The sequence below is a fragment of the Clostridiales bacterium genome, assembly GCA_017569285.1.
Lineage (GTDB): Bacteria > Bacillota > Clostridia > Christensenellales > Aristaeellaceae > Aristaeella.
In genome coordinates this window covers 2,487,592-2,503,073 of the sequence record CP069419.1, presented here as the reverse complement: position 1 = coordinate 2,503,073, position 15,482 = coordinate 2,487,592, and the positions used below count along the sequence as shown (strand labels likewise).

Below are 15,482 nucleotides of genomic sequence, written 5' to 3'. Positions count from 1 at the left end.
ACCGGTCTTCCGCATCAGCATACCACAGAAAATCCGCCCGTTCAACCGGATTCCTGCAGGAGCATTCTCAAAAAAGCCGCGCTGAATATTGCGCCGGAATTCCCAAAGGTTTAAACTGTTCCTGTATGGAGGATCAGAAGATGAGACTGTTTACCGCAATTCAGCCGTTGCCCGGGTTCCGAGCGGCCCTGGAGGACCTGCAGCAGCGGCTGCGGGAAGCCGGGGTTACGGGTAAATACCGGGAGCCGGACGGCCTCCACCTGACGCTGGCGTTCATCGGCGAATGGCCGGAGGATATCACGGAGCTCCTGCCGGTGGTGCAGAAGCCCTTCTGCGTCACGCTGTCGCACCTGGGGATCTTCCCGGAGGCGAATGTGCTGTGGGCCGGCGTGGAGCCGTGCGAAGAGCTGGACCTCCTAGCTAAACAGGTGCGGCACTGCCTGGCGGACGCGGGAATCCCCTTCGACCGGAAGAGTTTCAGCCCGCATATCACCCTGGCCCGGAAGCCCTTTGTGCCGGAAAAGGTAATCCTGTCGGAAATCCAGGTCCCCCGGGTTTCCATGATCGTGGATGACGTAAGCCTGTACCGTTCCGACCGCGGAAAGGACGGAATGGTGTATACGGTCATCGGGAGCAGTTCGGAGAACGCGGAATGGTGAGGCGCTTATGACACTGGAAGAACTGACCACCTGGATTTTTGATGAGTACAGCGTGGAACCGGACCACCCGTTCCCCATGGACGATATAAGCTGCGTGTTCCGCCACGCGGACAACCGCAAATGGTTTGCCATCACCATGAACATCCCGTACCGCACCCTGGGGATTCCCCGGAACGGAAACGTGGACGTCCTCAACGTCAAGTGCGATCCGTTCGTGGCGGGTCCCCTGCGGGAAAAGCCCGGGTTCCGCCCGGCGTACCACATGAACAAGGACAAGTGGATCACGATCCTGCTGGACGGGTCCGCGCCAAAGGAAGACATCACCGCGCTGCTGGCCATGAGCTGGCAGATGACGGCGGTGAAGGAAAGGAAGAGAAAGCATGTTCCGGCCGATGAGGAGATTTAAGCAGCAGGTCAGCGAAGAAGAGTGCATCCGCATCCTGAAGGAGGAGAAGCGGGGCGTCCTTTCCCTGCACGGAGAGGACGGCTATCCCTACGGAATCCCCATGGACCACTGGTACTGTGAAGAAGACGGGAAAATCTATTTCCACGGCGCAAAAACCGGCCACAAGATCGACGCGCTGGCCAAAGACAACCGGGTCAGCTACTGCGTATACGACGCCGGATTCCGCCGGGAAGGCGAATGGGCGCTGAACATCACCAGCGTGGTTGTCTTCGGGCGGATCAGTCTCGTCACCGACGAAGCAAAAGCCACCCGGATCTGCGAACAGATCTGCCGGAAGTTTACAGATGATGAGGCGTATATCCAGAAGGAGCTCACCAATGCCGTTCCCCGGGTCCAGTGCCTGGAACTGGCAATTGACCATATGACCGGGAAACTCGTCAACGAGTCCTGATTCCGAAACATAAAAGCGTCACCGGAAACACTCCGGTGACGCTTTTGCATTGATCTCAGAGGATAATCAGCAGCGCGGCAATGATCATCACAATGCTGATGAGGATCGAGAAGGAATTGATCGCGCTGGAGAGCTCATAGTCGCCCTTCAGCTGGGCGGTGAAGGCGGGCACAGCGCTGCTCACCGGTCCCAGGAGCGGGATCACCAGCGTCTGCCGGTAAACGGCCGGAACCGGCAGCAGGAACCAGCACAGCGCCGCGAACACCAGGCCGATCACGTACCGGGGCACCAGGATGCGCAGCACCTCCGGAATCCGGCTCCGGTCAATCCGGAAACCGACGCCCAGCATCAGCATCGCCAGGAAAGCGTTGGCGTTTCCGACGATTCCGGCCAGGTCCACCACCGGCCCCGGCAGATTGATGTGAAGCAGGCACAGGATGAACATAATCACATAGGTCACCAGCGGAACGGATTTCACAAGGTTCTTCAGGATCGGCATCACGGAAAACCGCTTCTGCTTTTCCTTGATCATGCCGGCAACGCTGTATGCCCCACCCAGGCAGATGGCGCCGTTGCCCACGTCAAACAGGCTCACAGCCAGCACGCCTTCGGGTCCGAGGAATCCGTGCGCAAAGGGAAGCACGAAATTGCTGACGTTGACGCCGGACATGTTGAGGACCGCGAAGGCCTTGTCCGCGCTGTCCCGCTTGCGGTTGATGACGTACGCGGCGGACATGAGGACAATCCCGTAGATCAGGCCGATCGCCACCAGGATAAACAGGGAATACTCAAATTCCCGCCCGGCCAGGTTGGTGATAATCGCCGCCGGCAGGGTAATCCGGATCACGATCTTGCTCAGCAGGTTAAAGTCTTCCCGTTTGAAAAAGCCAACCCGGCGCAGGATCACGCCCAGCAGGATGATGGCTACAAAGCACCCGGCTCGGGTAAGAATGTCAATCATCGGTAAAAGCTCCTTTGGCGCACACGCGCCGGCTCCCTTCCAGAGTCCAGGTGCAGTTTAATCCTTTCCGCGCCCGCATGCAATACCGAAACGGGATTCCGATCCGGACAATCCGGCTGAATTCATCCGGGGAAATTGCCCGCGGCTGCCGGCGTCTTTTCCGGAAAAGGAAACATCCACCGGTTTTCCCGGTGGATGCTCCTGGTTCCCGTTCCTTTCCGGCCTTGCTCAGGCGGCGTCCTCCGCCTCTCCTTCGGCCTGGTCCGCGCTTTCGTACATCACGTCCGTTTCGCCGGTCTGTGCCTGCAGCGCTTCACCGTCTAGCGTCACTTCGGTTTCGCAGCTTTCAATCACGCTGTTTACCGCGCGTCCGGCCACCGCGCCTTTCCCGCCCGTTTCTTTCTGAAAATAAAAAAACCGTTTTAAGTTCACCTAAGGTTCGTGTGGATAATGGACCCTGCCGGAAGGAATTCCGGCCGGAAATCCAGAAACCTCAGATAAGGAGATGACCTTGAATGAAAAAGCTGATATCCGTCCTGCTGGCGCTGTCCATGCTGCTCTTTGCCTTCAGCGCTTTTGCGGAGGACGTTGACACCCAGGACACCGCGTCCGGCAATGCGCCGGAAAGCTCCGGCAGCGCCATGCCGCCCGAACCCCCGGAAGGCTTCAACGGTTCCACCCCGCCCGAACCCCCGGAAGGCTTTGACGGCTCCACCCCACCCGAACCCCCGGAAGGCTTTGACGGCTCCACTCCGCCCGAACCCCCGGAAGGCTTCGATGGCTCCACTCCGCCCGAACCCCCGGAAGGCTTCAATGGCTCCAACCCGCCTGAACCCCCGTCCGGATCAGCAGACGGTTCCAGTGGCTCCACTCCCCCTGAACGGCCGGAAGGCTCCGGCAGCGGCCAGCCCGGGACCCCTCCCGGAGGCCTCGGCGGCGGCCAGCCCGGCAATCCTCCCGGAGGACGCGCCTCTTCCTTTGAGTATTCCGCGGCCGCAGAAATCACCTCCGCCGCGGAAACTGCCGGCCAGTCCTATTCCTCGGAAACCGCGGATCAAAGTGCCCTCATCGTCAACACAAAGGACGCCGTATCCCTCACCGATATCACCGTCACCAAGTCCGGGGATTCCGACGGCGGTGACAACTGCAGCTTCTACGGCCTGAACGCGGCGGTCCTCGCCATGGGCGGTTCCACCACCACGATCACCGGTGCCACCGTCAAATCCTCCGCCAACGGCGCCAACGGCGTCTTCTCCTACGGCGGAAACGGCGGCCGCAACGGCGCGGAAGGCGACGGCACCACGGTCGTCATCTCCGATACCTCCATCACCACCACCGGCGACGGCTCCGGCGGAATCATGACCACCGGCGGCGGCATCACCATCGCGGAAAACCTGGATGTCGCGACCTCCGGCCGCTCCTCCGCGGCCATCCGCACCGACCGTGGCGGCGGAACCGTCTCCGTGGACGGCGGCACCTACACCACCAGCGGCCTGGGCTCCCCCGTCATTTACTCCACCGCGGACGTCACCGTGAAGAACGCAACCCTGGTTTCCAGCCTGTCCGAAGGCGTGTGCATTGAGGGCAATAACTCCATCACCCTGGAAAACTGCAACCTCACCGCCGGCAACACCATGTGCAACGGCAACGCCACCTTCCTGGATTCGATCATGATCTACCAGTCCATGAGCGGTGACGCGGACAGCGGCACTTCCGCCTTCACCATGGCCGGCGGCACCCTCAGCAGCCTCAGCGGCCACATGTTCCACGTCACCAACACCCACGCGGTCATCTCGCTCAGCGGCGTCACCCTGAACAATGAAGGCAGCGACGTCCTGCTCTCCGTCTGCGATGACGGCTGGCACGGCGCCTCCAACGTCGCAGAGCTGAACGCGGATGCCCAGTCCCTGGCCGGAACCATCCTGGTCGGCGATAATTCCACCCTGTCCCTCTCCCTTTCCAGCGGTTCTTCCTTCGAGGGAAGCTTCAGCGGTGAGATCACCAACGCGAAGGGAACGCAGGTTTCGTCGGAAGTCGGCACGGTATCCGTCTCCCTGGATGAAACCAGCACCTGGACCCTCACCGCGGATACGTATATCTCCGAATTCTCCGGCAGTGCCGGAAACGTCATCAGCAACGGCTACACCCTGTATGTGGGCGGCGCCGCGCTGGAAGGCACCCGGTAAGCCAATACCCAAAACAAAAACAGCCATCCGCCGGTTTCCCGGCGGATGGCCTTTATATTCCCCGCAAAAATCAGATCCGCATCGTCAGCACGTTCAGTCCCAGCAGGTTCTGGTAGCTGATGTCCCGCGCCATGCGGTATACCAGCCGGATGCCCACGTTCCGGCCCATATCGCCCGGATCCATCAGCCGTGCATACTCCGACGGATTGAATGCTTCGCAGTTGTCCCGGATCCGCAGGATCACGTCTTCTCCCTTATGGACCACGCGGATATCCACGGAGTGCTTCTTTTCGTCCTTCCCGAATCCGTGCGTCACGATATTCCCGGCCATTTCCTCCATGCACAGGCCGGCCAGGAACGACCGCCGCCCGTCCACTCCGCGCTTTTCGCAGAATTCGATCACCTGCCGGGATACGTTCACCACCTCGTCCATGCTCCGCACGGTGATGTCGATCCGTTCGTCCTCCCCGGCGCCGAAGCTTTCCGGAATGGCCATCTGGCCTTCAATATTCCGCGGGAACCGTTTCCCCGCGATCCACGCGCCGGCTGCGATCACCGCCGCGCACAGGAATCCGTTCAGCACATTCGCGGTGTACAGCCCGTTCATTTTCATCGATGGAATCAGGATAAAGCTGAACAGCACCACGCCCACCACCCCGTCCACCACAGGCAGGATAATGGACATCGCCTTTTTCTCCATCGTCTGCGCGTAGCTGGCGTAATGCAGGCTCCACATCGCCGGCAGCATGCACAGCGGCAGGATCCGGAATCCCATCACCGTCATCTCAAAAACCGGATCGGACGGATCCTGGTAGAACAGCCTCGTCAGCGGCTCCGCGAACACGATCAGCAGGATCACGATTCCCGTCATCACCAGCATACCCCGGGTCATCACAATCCGCATCACGTCAATCAGCGACCGCCGGTCCTCCTCGCCGATGCTGATGCTGAACAGCATCCGGGCCACCGCCACCATGCCGAATGGCACCGCCCAGATCACCGCCAGCAGCGAGTTCGACGCGGCAAAGGCCGAAAGCCCCACGCTGCCCACATACGTCAGCACCAGGAAGTTCACAATCAGGCACCGGAATGTTTCCACAAACCGGGAGAGCGCGCCGGGGTATCCCAGCTTCGCGATCTTCAGCGCGTCCCCCCACCGGCATTCCCGCAGGGAGAACTTCCACTCGGATTTTCCTTTCAGGTACCATACCGCCAGCACCGCCAGGAAAGCCCAGCTGGCCAGCGACGAGCTGAGCCCCAGCCCGAACGTGCCCATATTCAGCACCGCGATAAACAGGTGGTCCAGCACGGCGTTCACCGCGAAGCAGGTGATGCTGGCCGCCATGGTGCGCTTCGTCTGGTTCTCCAGGGAGAGGAAGGCAAACAGCTGCTGCCCCAGCACCAGCGCCGGAATCCCGATCGCCTGCCCCAGGATGTAATCGTTCAGCATGGTCAGGTCCGGCTCCTGGTCCACCAGGATCCGGGTCGCCCCCGTCACCGCGCCGACGGCCAGCAGCGCGGACGTCAGCAGCGCCAGCCCGGCGGAGATGATGATATTCACCGTAAACAGGCCGCTGATCTTTTCCCGGTCCTTGGCCAGGTACCGGCCGTACAGCATCTGCGACCCGCTCACGAACATGATCGTCATCGCGTACAGGAAATGGTTCAGCGGGCCGAACAGCCCGATCGCGCTCATCGCGGATTTCCCGATCACGTTGCTGGCATACAGGCTGTCCACAATTCCGTTCACCGCGCTGATCACAATCAGCAGCACCTGGAACGGCAGCAGCCGGAAAAACAGCCCGGTCAGCAGCTTGTGGTCGGATGAGGCCGCTTGTTTCATATCACAGATCCCTCCCCTGCGTCAGGTCATATACAAACCAGGAAATCCTCCCGCCGGAAATCCTTCTTCACTTTTCGTGCTTTTCATTCCGCTTCAGCATACCACACATGCAGCCTGGGGGCAACAAAAAACAGGCCGGGAGGTCCTTCTCCCGGCCCGTTCGTCTGTTCCTTATTCCCGGCCGTTCTTCTGGCTGCGCTTGTGCGCATACATCAGCTGGTCCGCGCGCCGCACCACGTCCGCCGCGGACTGGTCCTTTTCCGGGTCGTACTCCGCCATGCCCCGGGCGACGTTCGCCTTCTCCCACGGATTCTCGGCCATCGCGTGCAGGTCCGCGCACCGTTCGTCAAACAGTGCCAGCAGCTCGTGCCTCTTTTCATAATCCCCGTGCTGCAGCACCGCGGCGAACTCGTCCCCGCCGATGCGGAACACCGGGCTGTGGGCAAACACCTGGCAGATCGTCGTGCAGGTGGACTTCAGGTACAGGTCGCCCTTCTCGTGGCCGTACCCATCGTTGATCACCTTCAGGTCGTTGCAGTCAAAGAAGCAGACAGCATATTCCAGCTTTTCCCCGCGGCTCTCCGCCTGCTCCGGCAGCCGCTGCAGGTACAGGTCGAAGGCGCTCTTGTTCCGCACCGCGGTCAGCGCGTCGCCGTAGGCCTTGTCCTTCAGGTCGCGCACGTAGGATTTCAGGTGCGCCACCAGGTGGCTGAACGCCCCGGTCAGGATCCCGACCTCGTCGTCCCCGTGCGGCACCAGTTCCACGTCGTAGTTCCCGGCCTCCACTTCCTCGGCGGCCTTTGTCAGGTCCGTCAGCGGCTTCACAATCCGCCCGGACAGCTTCACCGTCAGCAGCACAAAGGCCACCAGCAGCACCGCGGACGCGGCGCAGTGCTCAATGATCCACCGCTGCCAGTCCTCGTTGATTTCCGCCACCGGCACCGTCACGTTCAGCCGCATGCCGTTCGCCAGCGGCAGCCACACGGCCTCCTTTTCCACGCCTTTCCAGGTGTACCGGATCAGGGAATTCTCCGCCAGCATCCCGGTCGGCGACTGCCGGTTCCGTTCCAGCTCCAGCTCCTCGTCCGTCATCTCCGGATGGTACACGATATACCCGGTGTCGTCGTTGATGAACGCGTACCCGTCGTCATACAGCCGGATATGCTCCACATGGTCCGCGATGGCCATATAGTCCAGCTCAATCCCGATCACGCCGACGAACGTATCCCCGCAGTATACCGGCATATTGTAGGAAAGCACCGTCACGTCCAGGTTGTCCGTCACATACGGCGGCAGCCACACGGCCTTCCCCGTCGCCTTCGGCACGGTGAACCACACCAGGGCGGACGTATCGGAGGTGTCGTAATGGGTGATGTCCGTCACCTCGTGCTCCGCAAAGCCGTTCCCGTCCAGGTTCGTATACCAGAAGCCCTTCGTCTCCTGCGAAACCGCCGGGTCAATCCGGTAGTAATACGTCAGGATTCCCTGGGTCTTGCTCGCCGTCTTCGCGAAAATCGTCCGTGTCCGGCCCACATGCTCCGCCAGTTCCGCCTCTTCCAGGCTCTCCAGGTCCTCCCCCACGAAGCTCGCCACCATCTCCACGGACTGCTCCGCGCTGGTGAAATAGGAGTTCAGGTGCTTCTGCCCCGTTTCGCACAGCAGCCGGAGCTGCTGCTCCGCGCTGCTCCGGCCGATTCCCCGGATCGCGTATGCGCCCTGGAAGGTCGTAATCAGGATGGTCGCGATGATCGCGCATGCCGTCACCAGCGTGATTTTGGTCCGGATGGATTTTGTACGTACCGCTTTCGCTGCCATGTTATATCTTCCCAACTTGTCATAGTTCCAAGGTTCTTATATAGTCCCGTTCCCGGCTTTTGTCAAGCCTGCGCGCCGCTTTTCTTTATCTGTGCAAAAACAGCAGCGAAGGCATTTCGCCTTCGCTGCCGGTTCCCTTTTGTTTATGTCTTACAGCGTGCAGTCCAGCGCGGCCAGCGCGTCCTTCACGTACTTCACCACGAAGTCCGCGGCCTCGCCCGCCGGGATGATTTCCTTCATGCTCTTGTCGCGGGAGGCGATTTCGATCGTGCCGTTGCCCAGTCCCTTGGGGCTGATGACCACCCGCAGCGGAACGCCGAACAGGTCCGCGTCGGAGAACATCACGCCGGCGGAAACCGCCCGGTCGTCCCACAGCACTTCGATGCCCTTCGCCGTCAGCTCGTCATACAGCTTCTGGCTGGTCTCCGCCACTTCCGGCTGGTCCGCACGCAGGGAGCAGATCTCCACGTGCCACGGCGCAATGCTCATCGGCCAGATGGGGCCGTAGTCGTCCCGGTGCGCTTCGCACACGCTGGCGGCCAGCCGGCCCACGCCGATGCCGTAGCAGCCCATGATCGGGTGCTTCAGCGTGCCGTCCTGGTCCAGGTAGGTCATGTCCATGCTCTCGGTATACTTGGTGCCCAGCTGGAAGATGTTGCCCACCTCGATGCCGCGGCTGGTGTAGATGCTCTTCTTTCCGCACACGGGGCAGATGCCGCCATCAATGGCCTTCGCCACGTCCACATACTCCACCTTGCCGATATCCCGGGCAATGTTGAAGCCGATGTAGTGCTTGTCCTCCTCGCAGGCGCCGGTGGCGAACCACTCGATGCCCTCCAGGCTCTTGTCATACACCACGGTCACGCCCTCCGGCAGGCCGATCGGTCCGGTGAAGCCGGCATGGATGCCGCTGCCTTCGGTAATCACGGCGGGATGGATTTCCGCCTTCAGGTAGTTGCGCAGCTTGGTCTCGTTCACGTCCAGGTCCCCGCGGATGAACACGATCACGATGCTGTCATCCTGGTTCCGCTGGTACATCACGGCCTTGCAGGTCTGCTGCGGTTTGATCTTCAGCAGCGCGCACAGGTCTTCAATCGTCTTCGTGTCCGGCGTGTCCACCTTTTCCAGCGGGGCGATCTCGCCGGGCTCGTTGGTGATCAGGCAGGGTGCGGCTTCCATGTTCGCGCGGTAATCGCAGTCATGGCACAGCACAATCGTGTCCTCGCCCACGTCAGTCAGCAGCATGTACTCATGGCTCACCTTGCCGCCCATCATGCCGCTGTCGCTGGCCACGGCCACCACCTCCGGCACACCGCAGCGCGCGTAGATGCGGTTGTAGGCCTCGTAGCAGCGCATATAGTACTGCTCCAGGTCCTCCTGGCTGGTGTGGAAGGAGTAAGCGTCCTTCATCGTGAACTCGCGTACGCGGATCAGGCCGCCGCGGCAGCGGGGCTCATCGCGGAACTTCGTCTGGATCTGGTAGATCATAAAGGGATACTGGGTGTAGGAATCCGCCACGTCCGTCATCAGCTGCACGGCGGCTTCCTCATGGGTCATGCCCAGCACCATGTCGCCGCCGGAGCGGTCCTTGAACCTCAGCAGCTCGGAGCCGATGCTGTCATACCGGCCCGATTTCCGCCAGATATCCGCCGGCATCGCCACCGGGAACAGTACTTCCTGCCCGTCGATGCGGTTCATCTCCTGCCGGATGATGTTCTCAATCTTCGCGGTAATGCGCTTGGTCACGGGGAACAGCGAGAAAATGCCGTTGCCCACGGGCTTGATGTACCCGCCGCGCATCATCAGCGTCTGGCTGGGGATCACGCAGTCCGCCGGGGTTTCCTTGAAACGTTTGGATACCAGGTTCCTTACCTTCATAACTCTTCCTCCGCCTTGCCGTCCGGCCTCGTCGTTTTGCAAAAAAACAGCCCGCCCCGCGCAGGGGCGAAGCTGCTGCTTCGCGGTACCACCTTGCTTGGAACAGGAACTTCCCGTTCCGTCTCTCTGCCCTGTATCGGGGGCTGCCGGCGGAATTGCCATCCTGCGATGTTCTTCCGCGCACTCGGGAAGCGGGAGCCTTCCGCCCGGGAATATGCGCCTTCCAGCCTGGGGCGCACTCTCTGGGATACCCTTTGCACGGGGCTTTCTCCGTCATTGTGCGTATGCCCTATTATATTCAATATGAAGGAATTGGGCAAGTGGGAATTTATGTGACAGAGGGACAGCCCTACTGTCACATGTGACAAGGGGACAGCCCTACTGTCACATTTCCTCTTGGGGTTGCCTTGGAAGACCGTCCTCCTGCAACCCCGTTCAAATTCTCTTCAGGAACTCGTCCGGTGCAAATGCCGGGATCCGGCTCTGCCTGTAATCCCGTACGTTCCGGGTAATAATGGCTTCCGCATGGATCCGGCCCGCCGTTGCAGCCTGGACCGCGTCCTCATAGTCACTCCATTCCATCTCCGCCGCCCGCATCATATCGGCAGTGCTCAGGTCAGTGAAGTGAAAGATGATTGCCAGCTTGTTCAGCACGTCATGGATTTTTGCCGGTGTCAGTTCCTTCCTCATCACATATACCAGGTTTGCGAAAGTCAGTGCGGACACATATCCGTCCAGCAGCCCGGTTTCGCACATCTTCCATACCCTGGCGGACATTTCCGTATGGGGAATCCGGTTCTGCAGGACATCCAGGATGATATTCCCGTCAATCAGTACTCTCATACTTTTCCATCAGCCTTTCCGCCCTTGCCTGGTCCGGGTCTTCATTTCCGCTCAGGATTCCGGTCAGGGAATCCGTCAGGTAGGAAACCGCCGCCTTCCGTGGAATCAGGCGTCCGACTTCTTTCCCGTTCCGGGTCACAATCACTTCAGCCCCGTTCATCACCATCTGGAGATAACGGCCGAAATTATTCTGCATCTCCGTGGATGTTGCGGTTGCAATCGTTTCATTCATGCTCATGCCTCCCTTTATTGGCTAATATTATTGTATCATATTTTAGCTAATTTTCAAGTAAAAAACCGGGCGGGGACACTTCCCCGCCCGCTGCATGATTTTCCTTACGCCTTCGCGCCGATCTTCCGGTTGAATGCCTCAATCTTCTTCTTCGTCGCGAAATACGATACCACCCAGATCACCACGTAGATGATCACAAACTGGACGAAGTAACCCAGCACGCCGCCGACGCTGTGGTTCATCCACCGCATCAGGTACGCCGTCGGGAACGTTGCGGCCGAGCAGATCAGGAAGTGCACCGCCGTCATCTTCGTCAGGCTCCAGTCCGTATCCCACACCACGGAAGCGCCGGCAAACGCCGCGCCGTACAGCATGGAGCACAGCGTCTGGATGATGACGGCCGCGATCTCCGTTCCGCAGTCCGTCACCAGGTCCGGGTACACCATGTAGTACTTCCCGTCCCCGATGGCCAGGGAGATGATAATGGTAATCACAACGCTGATCATGACGCCCACCGGCATACCGGCCAGGCAGCGCCGCAAAATCTTTTTCTTCATATTCATCCACCTCACATTCCAAGTGCTTCTTTTATTTTGCCCACATACCTGCGCGATACGTAGGCCGTCTCTCCGTTCTTCAGGGCAACGCGGATCGTTCCGGCGAGGCTCAGGTCAAAGCTCCTCACCGCCTTCAGGTTGACGATCTCCGAGTTGGATATCCGCACAAAGCTGCTCCTGCGGAAGCGTTCCTCCACTTCATACAGCCGCATCCGCAGGGTATACTCCGCCTTTCCGGTCACGGCAAACACCTTGCCGTTCGCCGCGTAGATCCGGTAAATCTCCTCCGGATCCAGCACCGTCACCGTATCCTCCCGGAATCCTGCCAGCATCGCCGGCTCCGTTTCCGAAATCTTCCGGACGATTTCGTTCACCTCATCCGTCATCCGGTCCGTCAGTACGATGACCTTCGGTTCCCGGACCGTGCTGTCAATTTTGATTTCAACCTGCAAGTGTTCCACCTCCCTGGTACGGGTGTATCATACAGAAGCCCATAGAATAAATCCAGCGATTTCCGATAAGTGGTAGATATAGATGCATATGTGGTATTTTTCGATGAAAAAGCACCTGTTTCCTTCCGGAAACAGGTGCCGGGTATGAGCCGGGACCGGAGTAGGAACCGTCTTCCGGTCCCATGAAAACATTCCCCTGGCTCTGGGAATACTTTCATTTAATTACAGGGCCTTGGACAGGGCGTCGTTGACCGCTTCCTTGTAGCCGTCGAGGGTGACGGTTACGCCGGAGATCACGTCGATCTCTTCCAGGTTCTGCTTTTCAACCGTCTGCGCCGCGTACTTCGGCAGTGCCGCGCCGCCGAGGCCTTCGGTCTCAGCCTGTTCGAGGATCTCAACGTTCTCGATCTTGCCGTCCTTGATGGTGACCTTCACCTTGATCTTGCCGTTGATGCCGTTGCCTTCGCCTTCATATTCGCCGTCCTTGAAGGTGCCGGTGACGTTGGCGGAAGCCGCAGCGATCGCGCTGGCGGGACGGGTGGTGCCGGGCTCGTAGATCTCGCCGACCCACGTGGTCACGGGCTTGTCTTCGCTCTTGAACTCGCCCTTGGCGCGCTTCGCGGCGTTGGTGCCGGAGATGCGGCCGAAGACCATCGTCTCACCCAGGTTGCCGGAGCCGTTGTACATGTCGCAGAAGATGGAGCCCATCTCACCGGCTTCGAACAGGCCTTCGATCGGCAGGCCTTCAGTGTTGATAACCTGGCCGTACTTGTTCTTGCGGGGGCCGCCCTGCGTGTTGAAGTAGGTCGGTCCGATCTTGGTGGCGTAGAAGGGGCCCTTCTTCACGGGCACCATGGTGCTGAAGGGACGGCCGTAGTCGGCGTCCTCACCGGCATCATAACGCTTGTTGTAGTCGTTGACCGCCTTCACAAAGCGCTCGGTGCTGAAGTCGGGAGCATCCTTGCCGCCTTCGGAGTTGCGGATCGCTTCAGCCAGCTCTTCCAGGGTTTCGCCCATCAGGACTTCGCCGGTCTTCAGTTCGTCCACATATCCGTCGGAGAAGGCGCTGACCAGCTTCTTGCCGGCCGCCAGCTGGTCGCTGTCCTGCACCAGGTAGGCGGGCAGGGGCATGGGCGTGGAGATCCAGCGTCCGCCGATGTAGATCCGGCCGTGACGGGTCGCCGCGGATTCATTCATGAACCGGTCGCCGCCGAGGCCGACGTAGATACCGCTGCCGGAGTTGGGGCCGCCGAAGAGGCTCACCGCGTCCAGGTGCGGCCGCTTGTGGGTCCAGGTAAAGCCGGCGGAGTTGGACATATGCCACAGGTCCGCACCGGCGCCCAGGGCCATCTTGATGCCGTCGCCGTCGTTGTACAGGCCGCCCTGCTGATGGACATAGGGCATCTGCAGGAAGCTGGCAATCATTTCCTGGTTGTGCTCGAAGCCGCCGCAGGCCAGCACGACGCCGCCGTTGGCCTTGACCTTCAGGTCAGCTCCGTCCTTGTTGATGATCACGCCGATAACCGCGCCTTCCGCGTCGGTGATCAGCTTCTTGCCGGGGGCAGCGAACCATACGTCGATGGGCCGCGCCTTCACGGCGTTCTGGCACAGGTTGTAGTAGCCGCGGTCGAAACGGGTGCCGGTCGCGGTCAGGCACAGGCAGTGCACGCTGGAGGGGATTTCCGGGAACTCTGCCCAGTTGTAGTACCAGTAGTCTTTCCGGCCCAGCTTGTACGGGTCGGCCAGGCGTCCTTCCTCACCGTCGGCCAGTTTCCAGTCGTTGTTGCGGGCTTCCATGCCGGCAGAGGGATGCTCGGTCGGGGAAATGATGGCGGGATCGCCGCCCATGGGGCCGGTCATCCAGGCGTAGTTCTCAACGCAGCCTTCGCAGTACGCGCGCACAGCGTCGGGATCCCAGTTCTGGAACTTGCCCATCAGGGTGGTCAGGTAGTCATACAGGCCGTCCGCGTCGTCGGTGGCCATAACGAACTGGCCGGACACCGCGGTGTTGCCGCCTTCAGCGCCTTCGGGCGCTTTTTCAGCAAGCAGAACCTTTGCACCGTTCTCGTACGCAGCGACCGCCGCGTTCGCGCCGGCACCGCCGTAACCCAGAACGACTACGTCATACTCCGCGTCCCACGCGATGGCGTCTTCCGCTTTGCTCTCCTGCAGTTTCAGACCGGTGGAAGCAACGGCAATCCCCGCTGCGCCAATGGCTGTGCCCTTCAGGAACGAACGGCGGGAAATGTTTTTCTCCATGGCAAATATTCCTCCCTTTGTATAGCCGGACCTTCCGGCTTTTTTTTGTATTTTTATTATATACAAATCGGGCTTGCATTTACAGAAGGAATCCTGTATAAAGGTGAAAAGGGAAACCTTTTACCCTAAATTCCTTTTTCAGGAGTGCACCATGAATACCCGGAACCTGGATTTCAAACTCTTCGAACGCAGCGTTTCCGGCATCCGCCTGACACCCGCGGGTGAGACCTTCCTGGACGGAGTACTCAAGCTCCGTTCGGATATGGACCTGCTGCTCACCCGCTGCCGGGAGACCGATTCCCTCAGCAACTGCATCCGCATCGGGGCCATCGTCGGCCTGCAGCCGGACCTGTTCCCCCGCCTCAGCGGGCCCTTCTTCCAGAAATACCCGGATGTCATCCAGAAGCCGGTTATGGAACCCGAGGACCAGCTCCTCAACGACCTGGACCGTGGCGCCCTTGATGTCATTGAGTATTATGACTGCCCCCGGGCGCATACCGCCGGACGCACCTTTGTGCCGCTCATCCGGGAAGGCCGGGACGCCATGATGTCTCCCAATCATCCCCTGGCCTCCCGTGCCTCGCTCACGCTGGATGACCTGGCCGGACAGCATATCATCGTATACCGGTTCGAGCGCCTCCCCGGCCTGCGGGAGTTCATCGAGCAGAACTATCCGCAGATCCGCATCAGCGAGGATCCGCGCATCATGGATTTCTACACCATGCTCCGCACCTTCGAGGACGGACACATCGGCCTGCTTCCGCCGCACGTGGGCAGCCAGTTTCTGCCCCTGCGCACCGTACCGCTGAAGATGGGCCTCACCTGGGCCAGCGGCCTGGTTTACCGGGAGCCGTCCTCCCCCATCCTCCGCAATTTCATCAACGTGGCGCGGGAGGTCTTCCGCCCCGCCGGCAATGAGGAATAACCCCAAAAAACGCAA

Annotated in this window: 15 protein-coding genes; 5 read left to right on the top strand and 10 right to left on the bottom strand. The window is 60.3% G+C overall.

What is annotated here, in order from left to right; genetic code table 11:
- The first annotated feature begins 140 nt into the window (after positions 1–140).
- From thpR to JNO48_10890, 3 genes are read left to right on the top strand one after another with little or no spacing between them, the layout of a single operon-like run.
- A complete protein-coding gene (gene thpR, locus JNO48_10900; GenBank protein ID QTE67698.1) occupies positions 141–659 on the top strand; it encodes an RNA 2',3'-cyclic phosphodiesterase in 519 nt (172 codons plus the stop codon).
- Positions 660–666: 7 nt separating this feature from the next.
- Positions 667–1,065, top strand: coding sequence for an MmcQ/YjbR family DNA-binding protein (locus tag JNO48_10895; protein ID QTE67697.1), 399 nt, complete (start codon positions 667–669; stop codon positions 1,063–1,065).
- Complete coding sequence (locus JNO48_10890; protein QTE67696.1) at positions 1,040–1,516, top strand: pyridoxamine 5'-phosphate oxidase family protein; 477 nt, start codon at positions 1,040–1,042, stop codon at positions 1,514–1,516. The genes JNO48_10895 and JNO48_10890 overlap by 26 nt, the downstream gene beginning before the upstream one ends.
- Before the next feature lie 55 nt (positions 1,517–1,571).
- Here the strand turns inward: JNO48_10890 and JNO48_10885 are convergent, their stop codons facing one another.
- Positions 1,572–2,477, bottom strand: coding sequence for an AEC family transporter (locus JNO48_10885; GenBank protein ID QTE67695.1), 906 nt, complete (start codon positions 2,475–2,477; stop codon positions 1,572–1,574).
- A gap of 228 nt (positions 2,478–2,705) precedes the next feature.
- Entirely contained in the window at positions 2,706–2,855 is a 150-nt protein-coding gene (locus tag JNO48_10880; GenBank protein ID QTE67694.1) for a hypothetical protein, read from the bottom strand.
- Positions 2,856–3,637: 782 nt separating this feature from the next.
- On the opposite strand from JNO48_10880, the gene JNO48_10875 reads away from it, so the two are divergent.
- Positions 3,638–4,663: a hypothetical protein gene (locus JNO48_10875; GenBank protein QTE69750.1), complete on the top strand. Its 1,026-nt coding sequence runs from the start codon at positions 3,638–3,640 to the stop codon at positions 4,661–4,663.
- A 70-nt stretch (positions 4,664–4,733) separates the two neighbouring features.
- On the opposite strand, the gene JNO48_10870 is transcribed toward JNO48_10875, so the two are convergent.
- From JNO48_10870 to JNO48_10835, 8 genes are all read right to left on the bottom strand, one after another.
- The gene (locus JNO48_10870; GenBank protein QTE67693.1) at positions 4,734–6,506 is read right to left on the bottom strand and encodes an ATP-binding protein; all 1,773 of its coding nucleotides are present in this window, start codon (positions 6,504–6,506) and stop codon (positions 4,734–4,736) included.
- A gap of 171 nt (positions 6,507–6,677) precedes the next feature.
- Positions 6,678–8,321 (bottom strand): diguanylate cyclase, encoded by a 1,644-nt coding sequence (locus JNO48_10865; protein QTE67692.1) that lies wholly within the window; start codon positions 8,319–8,321, stop codon positions 6,678–6,680.
- A gap of 150 nt (positions 8,322–8,471) precedes the next feature.
- A complete protein-coding gene (locus JNO48_10860) occupies positions 8,472–10,199 on the bottom strand; it encodes a proline--tRNA ligase (protein QTE67691.1) in 1,728 nt (575 codons plus the stop codon).
- A 435-nt stretch (positions 10,200–10,634) separates the two neighbouring features.
- Complete coding sequence (locus tag JNO48_10855; protein ID QTE67690.1) at positions 10,635–11,042, bottom strand: PIN domain-containing protein; 408 nt, start codon at positions 11,040–11,042, stop codon at positions 10,635–10,637.
- Positions 11,026–11,274, bottom strand: coding sequence for a type II toxin-antitoxin system prevent-host-death family antitoxin (locus tag JNO48_10850; GenBank protein QTE67689.1), 249 nt, complete (start codon positions 11,272–11,274; stop codon positions 11,026–11,028). Before JNO48_10850 ends, JNO48_10855 begins: the two co-directional genes overlap by 17 nt.
- 104 nt (positions 11,275–11,378) lie before the next feature.
- The gene (locus tag JNO48_10845; GenBank protein QTE67688.1) at positions 11,379–11,831 is read right to left on the bottom strand and encodes a DUF3021 domain-containing protein; all 453 of its coding nucleotides are present in this window, start codon (positions 11,829–11,831) and stop codon (positions 11,379–11,381) included.
- A gap of 11 nt (positions 11,832–11,842) precedes the next feature.
- A complete protein-coding gene (locus tag JNO48_10840; GenBank protein ID QTE67687.1) occupies positions 11,843–12,283 on the bottom strand; it encodes a LytTR family transcriptional regulator DNA-binding domain-containing protein in 441 nt (146 codons plus the stop codon).
- Positions 12,284–12,505: 222 nt separating this feature from the next.
- Positions 12,506–14,542: an FAD-binding protein gene (locus tag JNO48_10835; GenBank protein QTE67686.1), complete on the bottom strand. Its 2,037-nt coding sequence runs from the start codon at positions 14,540–14,542 to the stop codon at positions 12,506–12,508.
- 151 nt (positions 14,543–14,693) lie between these two features.
- Between JNO48_10835 and JNO48_10830 the strand changes: the two genes are divergently transcribed.
- The gene (locus JNO48_10830) at positions 14,694–15,467 is read left to right on the top strand and encodes a hypothetical protein (GenBank protein QTE67685.1); all 774 of its coding nucleotides are present in this window, start codon (positions 14,694–14,696) and stop codon (positions 15,465–15,467) included.
- Positions 15,468–15,482: the final 15 nt, after the last annotated feature.

Excerpts from the sequence above, each read along its gene's own strand:
- thpR (QTE67698.1), top strand. The coding sequence starts at position 141 with ATGAGACTGTTTACCGCAATTCAGCCGTTGCCCGGGTTCCGAGCGGCC.
- JNO48_10895 (QTE67697.1), top strand. The coding sequence starts at position 667 with ATGACACTGGAAGAACTGACCACCTGGATTTTTGATGAGTACAGCGTG.
- JNO48_10890 (QTE67696.1), top strand. The coding sequence starts at position 1,040 with ATGTTCCGGCCGATGAGGAGATTTAAGCAGCAGGTCAGCGAAGAAGAG.
- JNO48_10885 (QTE67695.1), bottom strand. The coding sequence starts at position 2,477 with ATGATTGACATTCTTACCCGAGCCGGGTGCTTTGTAGCCATCATCCTG.
- JNO48_10870 (QTE67693.1), bottom strand. The coding sequence starts at position 6,506 with ATGAAACAAGCGGCCTCATCCGACCACAAGCTGCTGACCGGGCTGTTT.
- JNO48_10865 (QTE67692.1), bottom strand. The coding sequence starts at position 8,321 with ATGGCAGCGAAAGCGGTACGTACAAAATCCATCCGGACCAAAATCACG.
- JNO48_10860 (QTE67691.1), bottom strand. The coding sequence starts at position 10,199 with ATGAAGGTAAGGAACCTGGTATCCAAACGTTTCAAGGAAACCCCGGCG.
- JNO48_10855 (QTE67690.1), bottom strand. The coding sequence starts at position 11,042 with ATGAGAGTACTGATTGACGGGAATATCATCCTGGATGTCCTGCAGAAC.
- JNO48_10850 (QTE67689.1), bottom strand. The coding sequence starts at position 11,274 with ATGAATGAAACGATTGCAACCGCAACATCCACGGAGATGCAGAATAAT.
- JNO48_10845 (QTE67688.1), bottom strand. The coding sequence starts at position 11,831 with ATGAAGAAAAAGATTTTGCGGCGCTGCCTGGCCGGTATGCCGGTGGGC.
- JNO48_10835 (QTE67686.1), bottom strand. The coding sequence starts at position 14,542 with ATGGAGAAAAACATTTCCCGCCGTTCGTTCCTGAAGGGCACAGCCATT.
- JNO48_10830 (QTE67685.1), top strand. The coding sequence starts at position 14,694 with ATGAATACCCGGAACCTGGATTTCAAACTCTTCGAACGCAGCGTTTCC.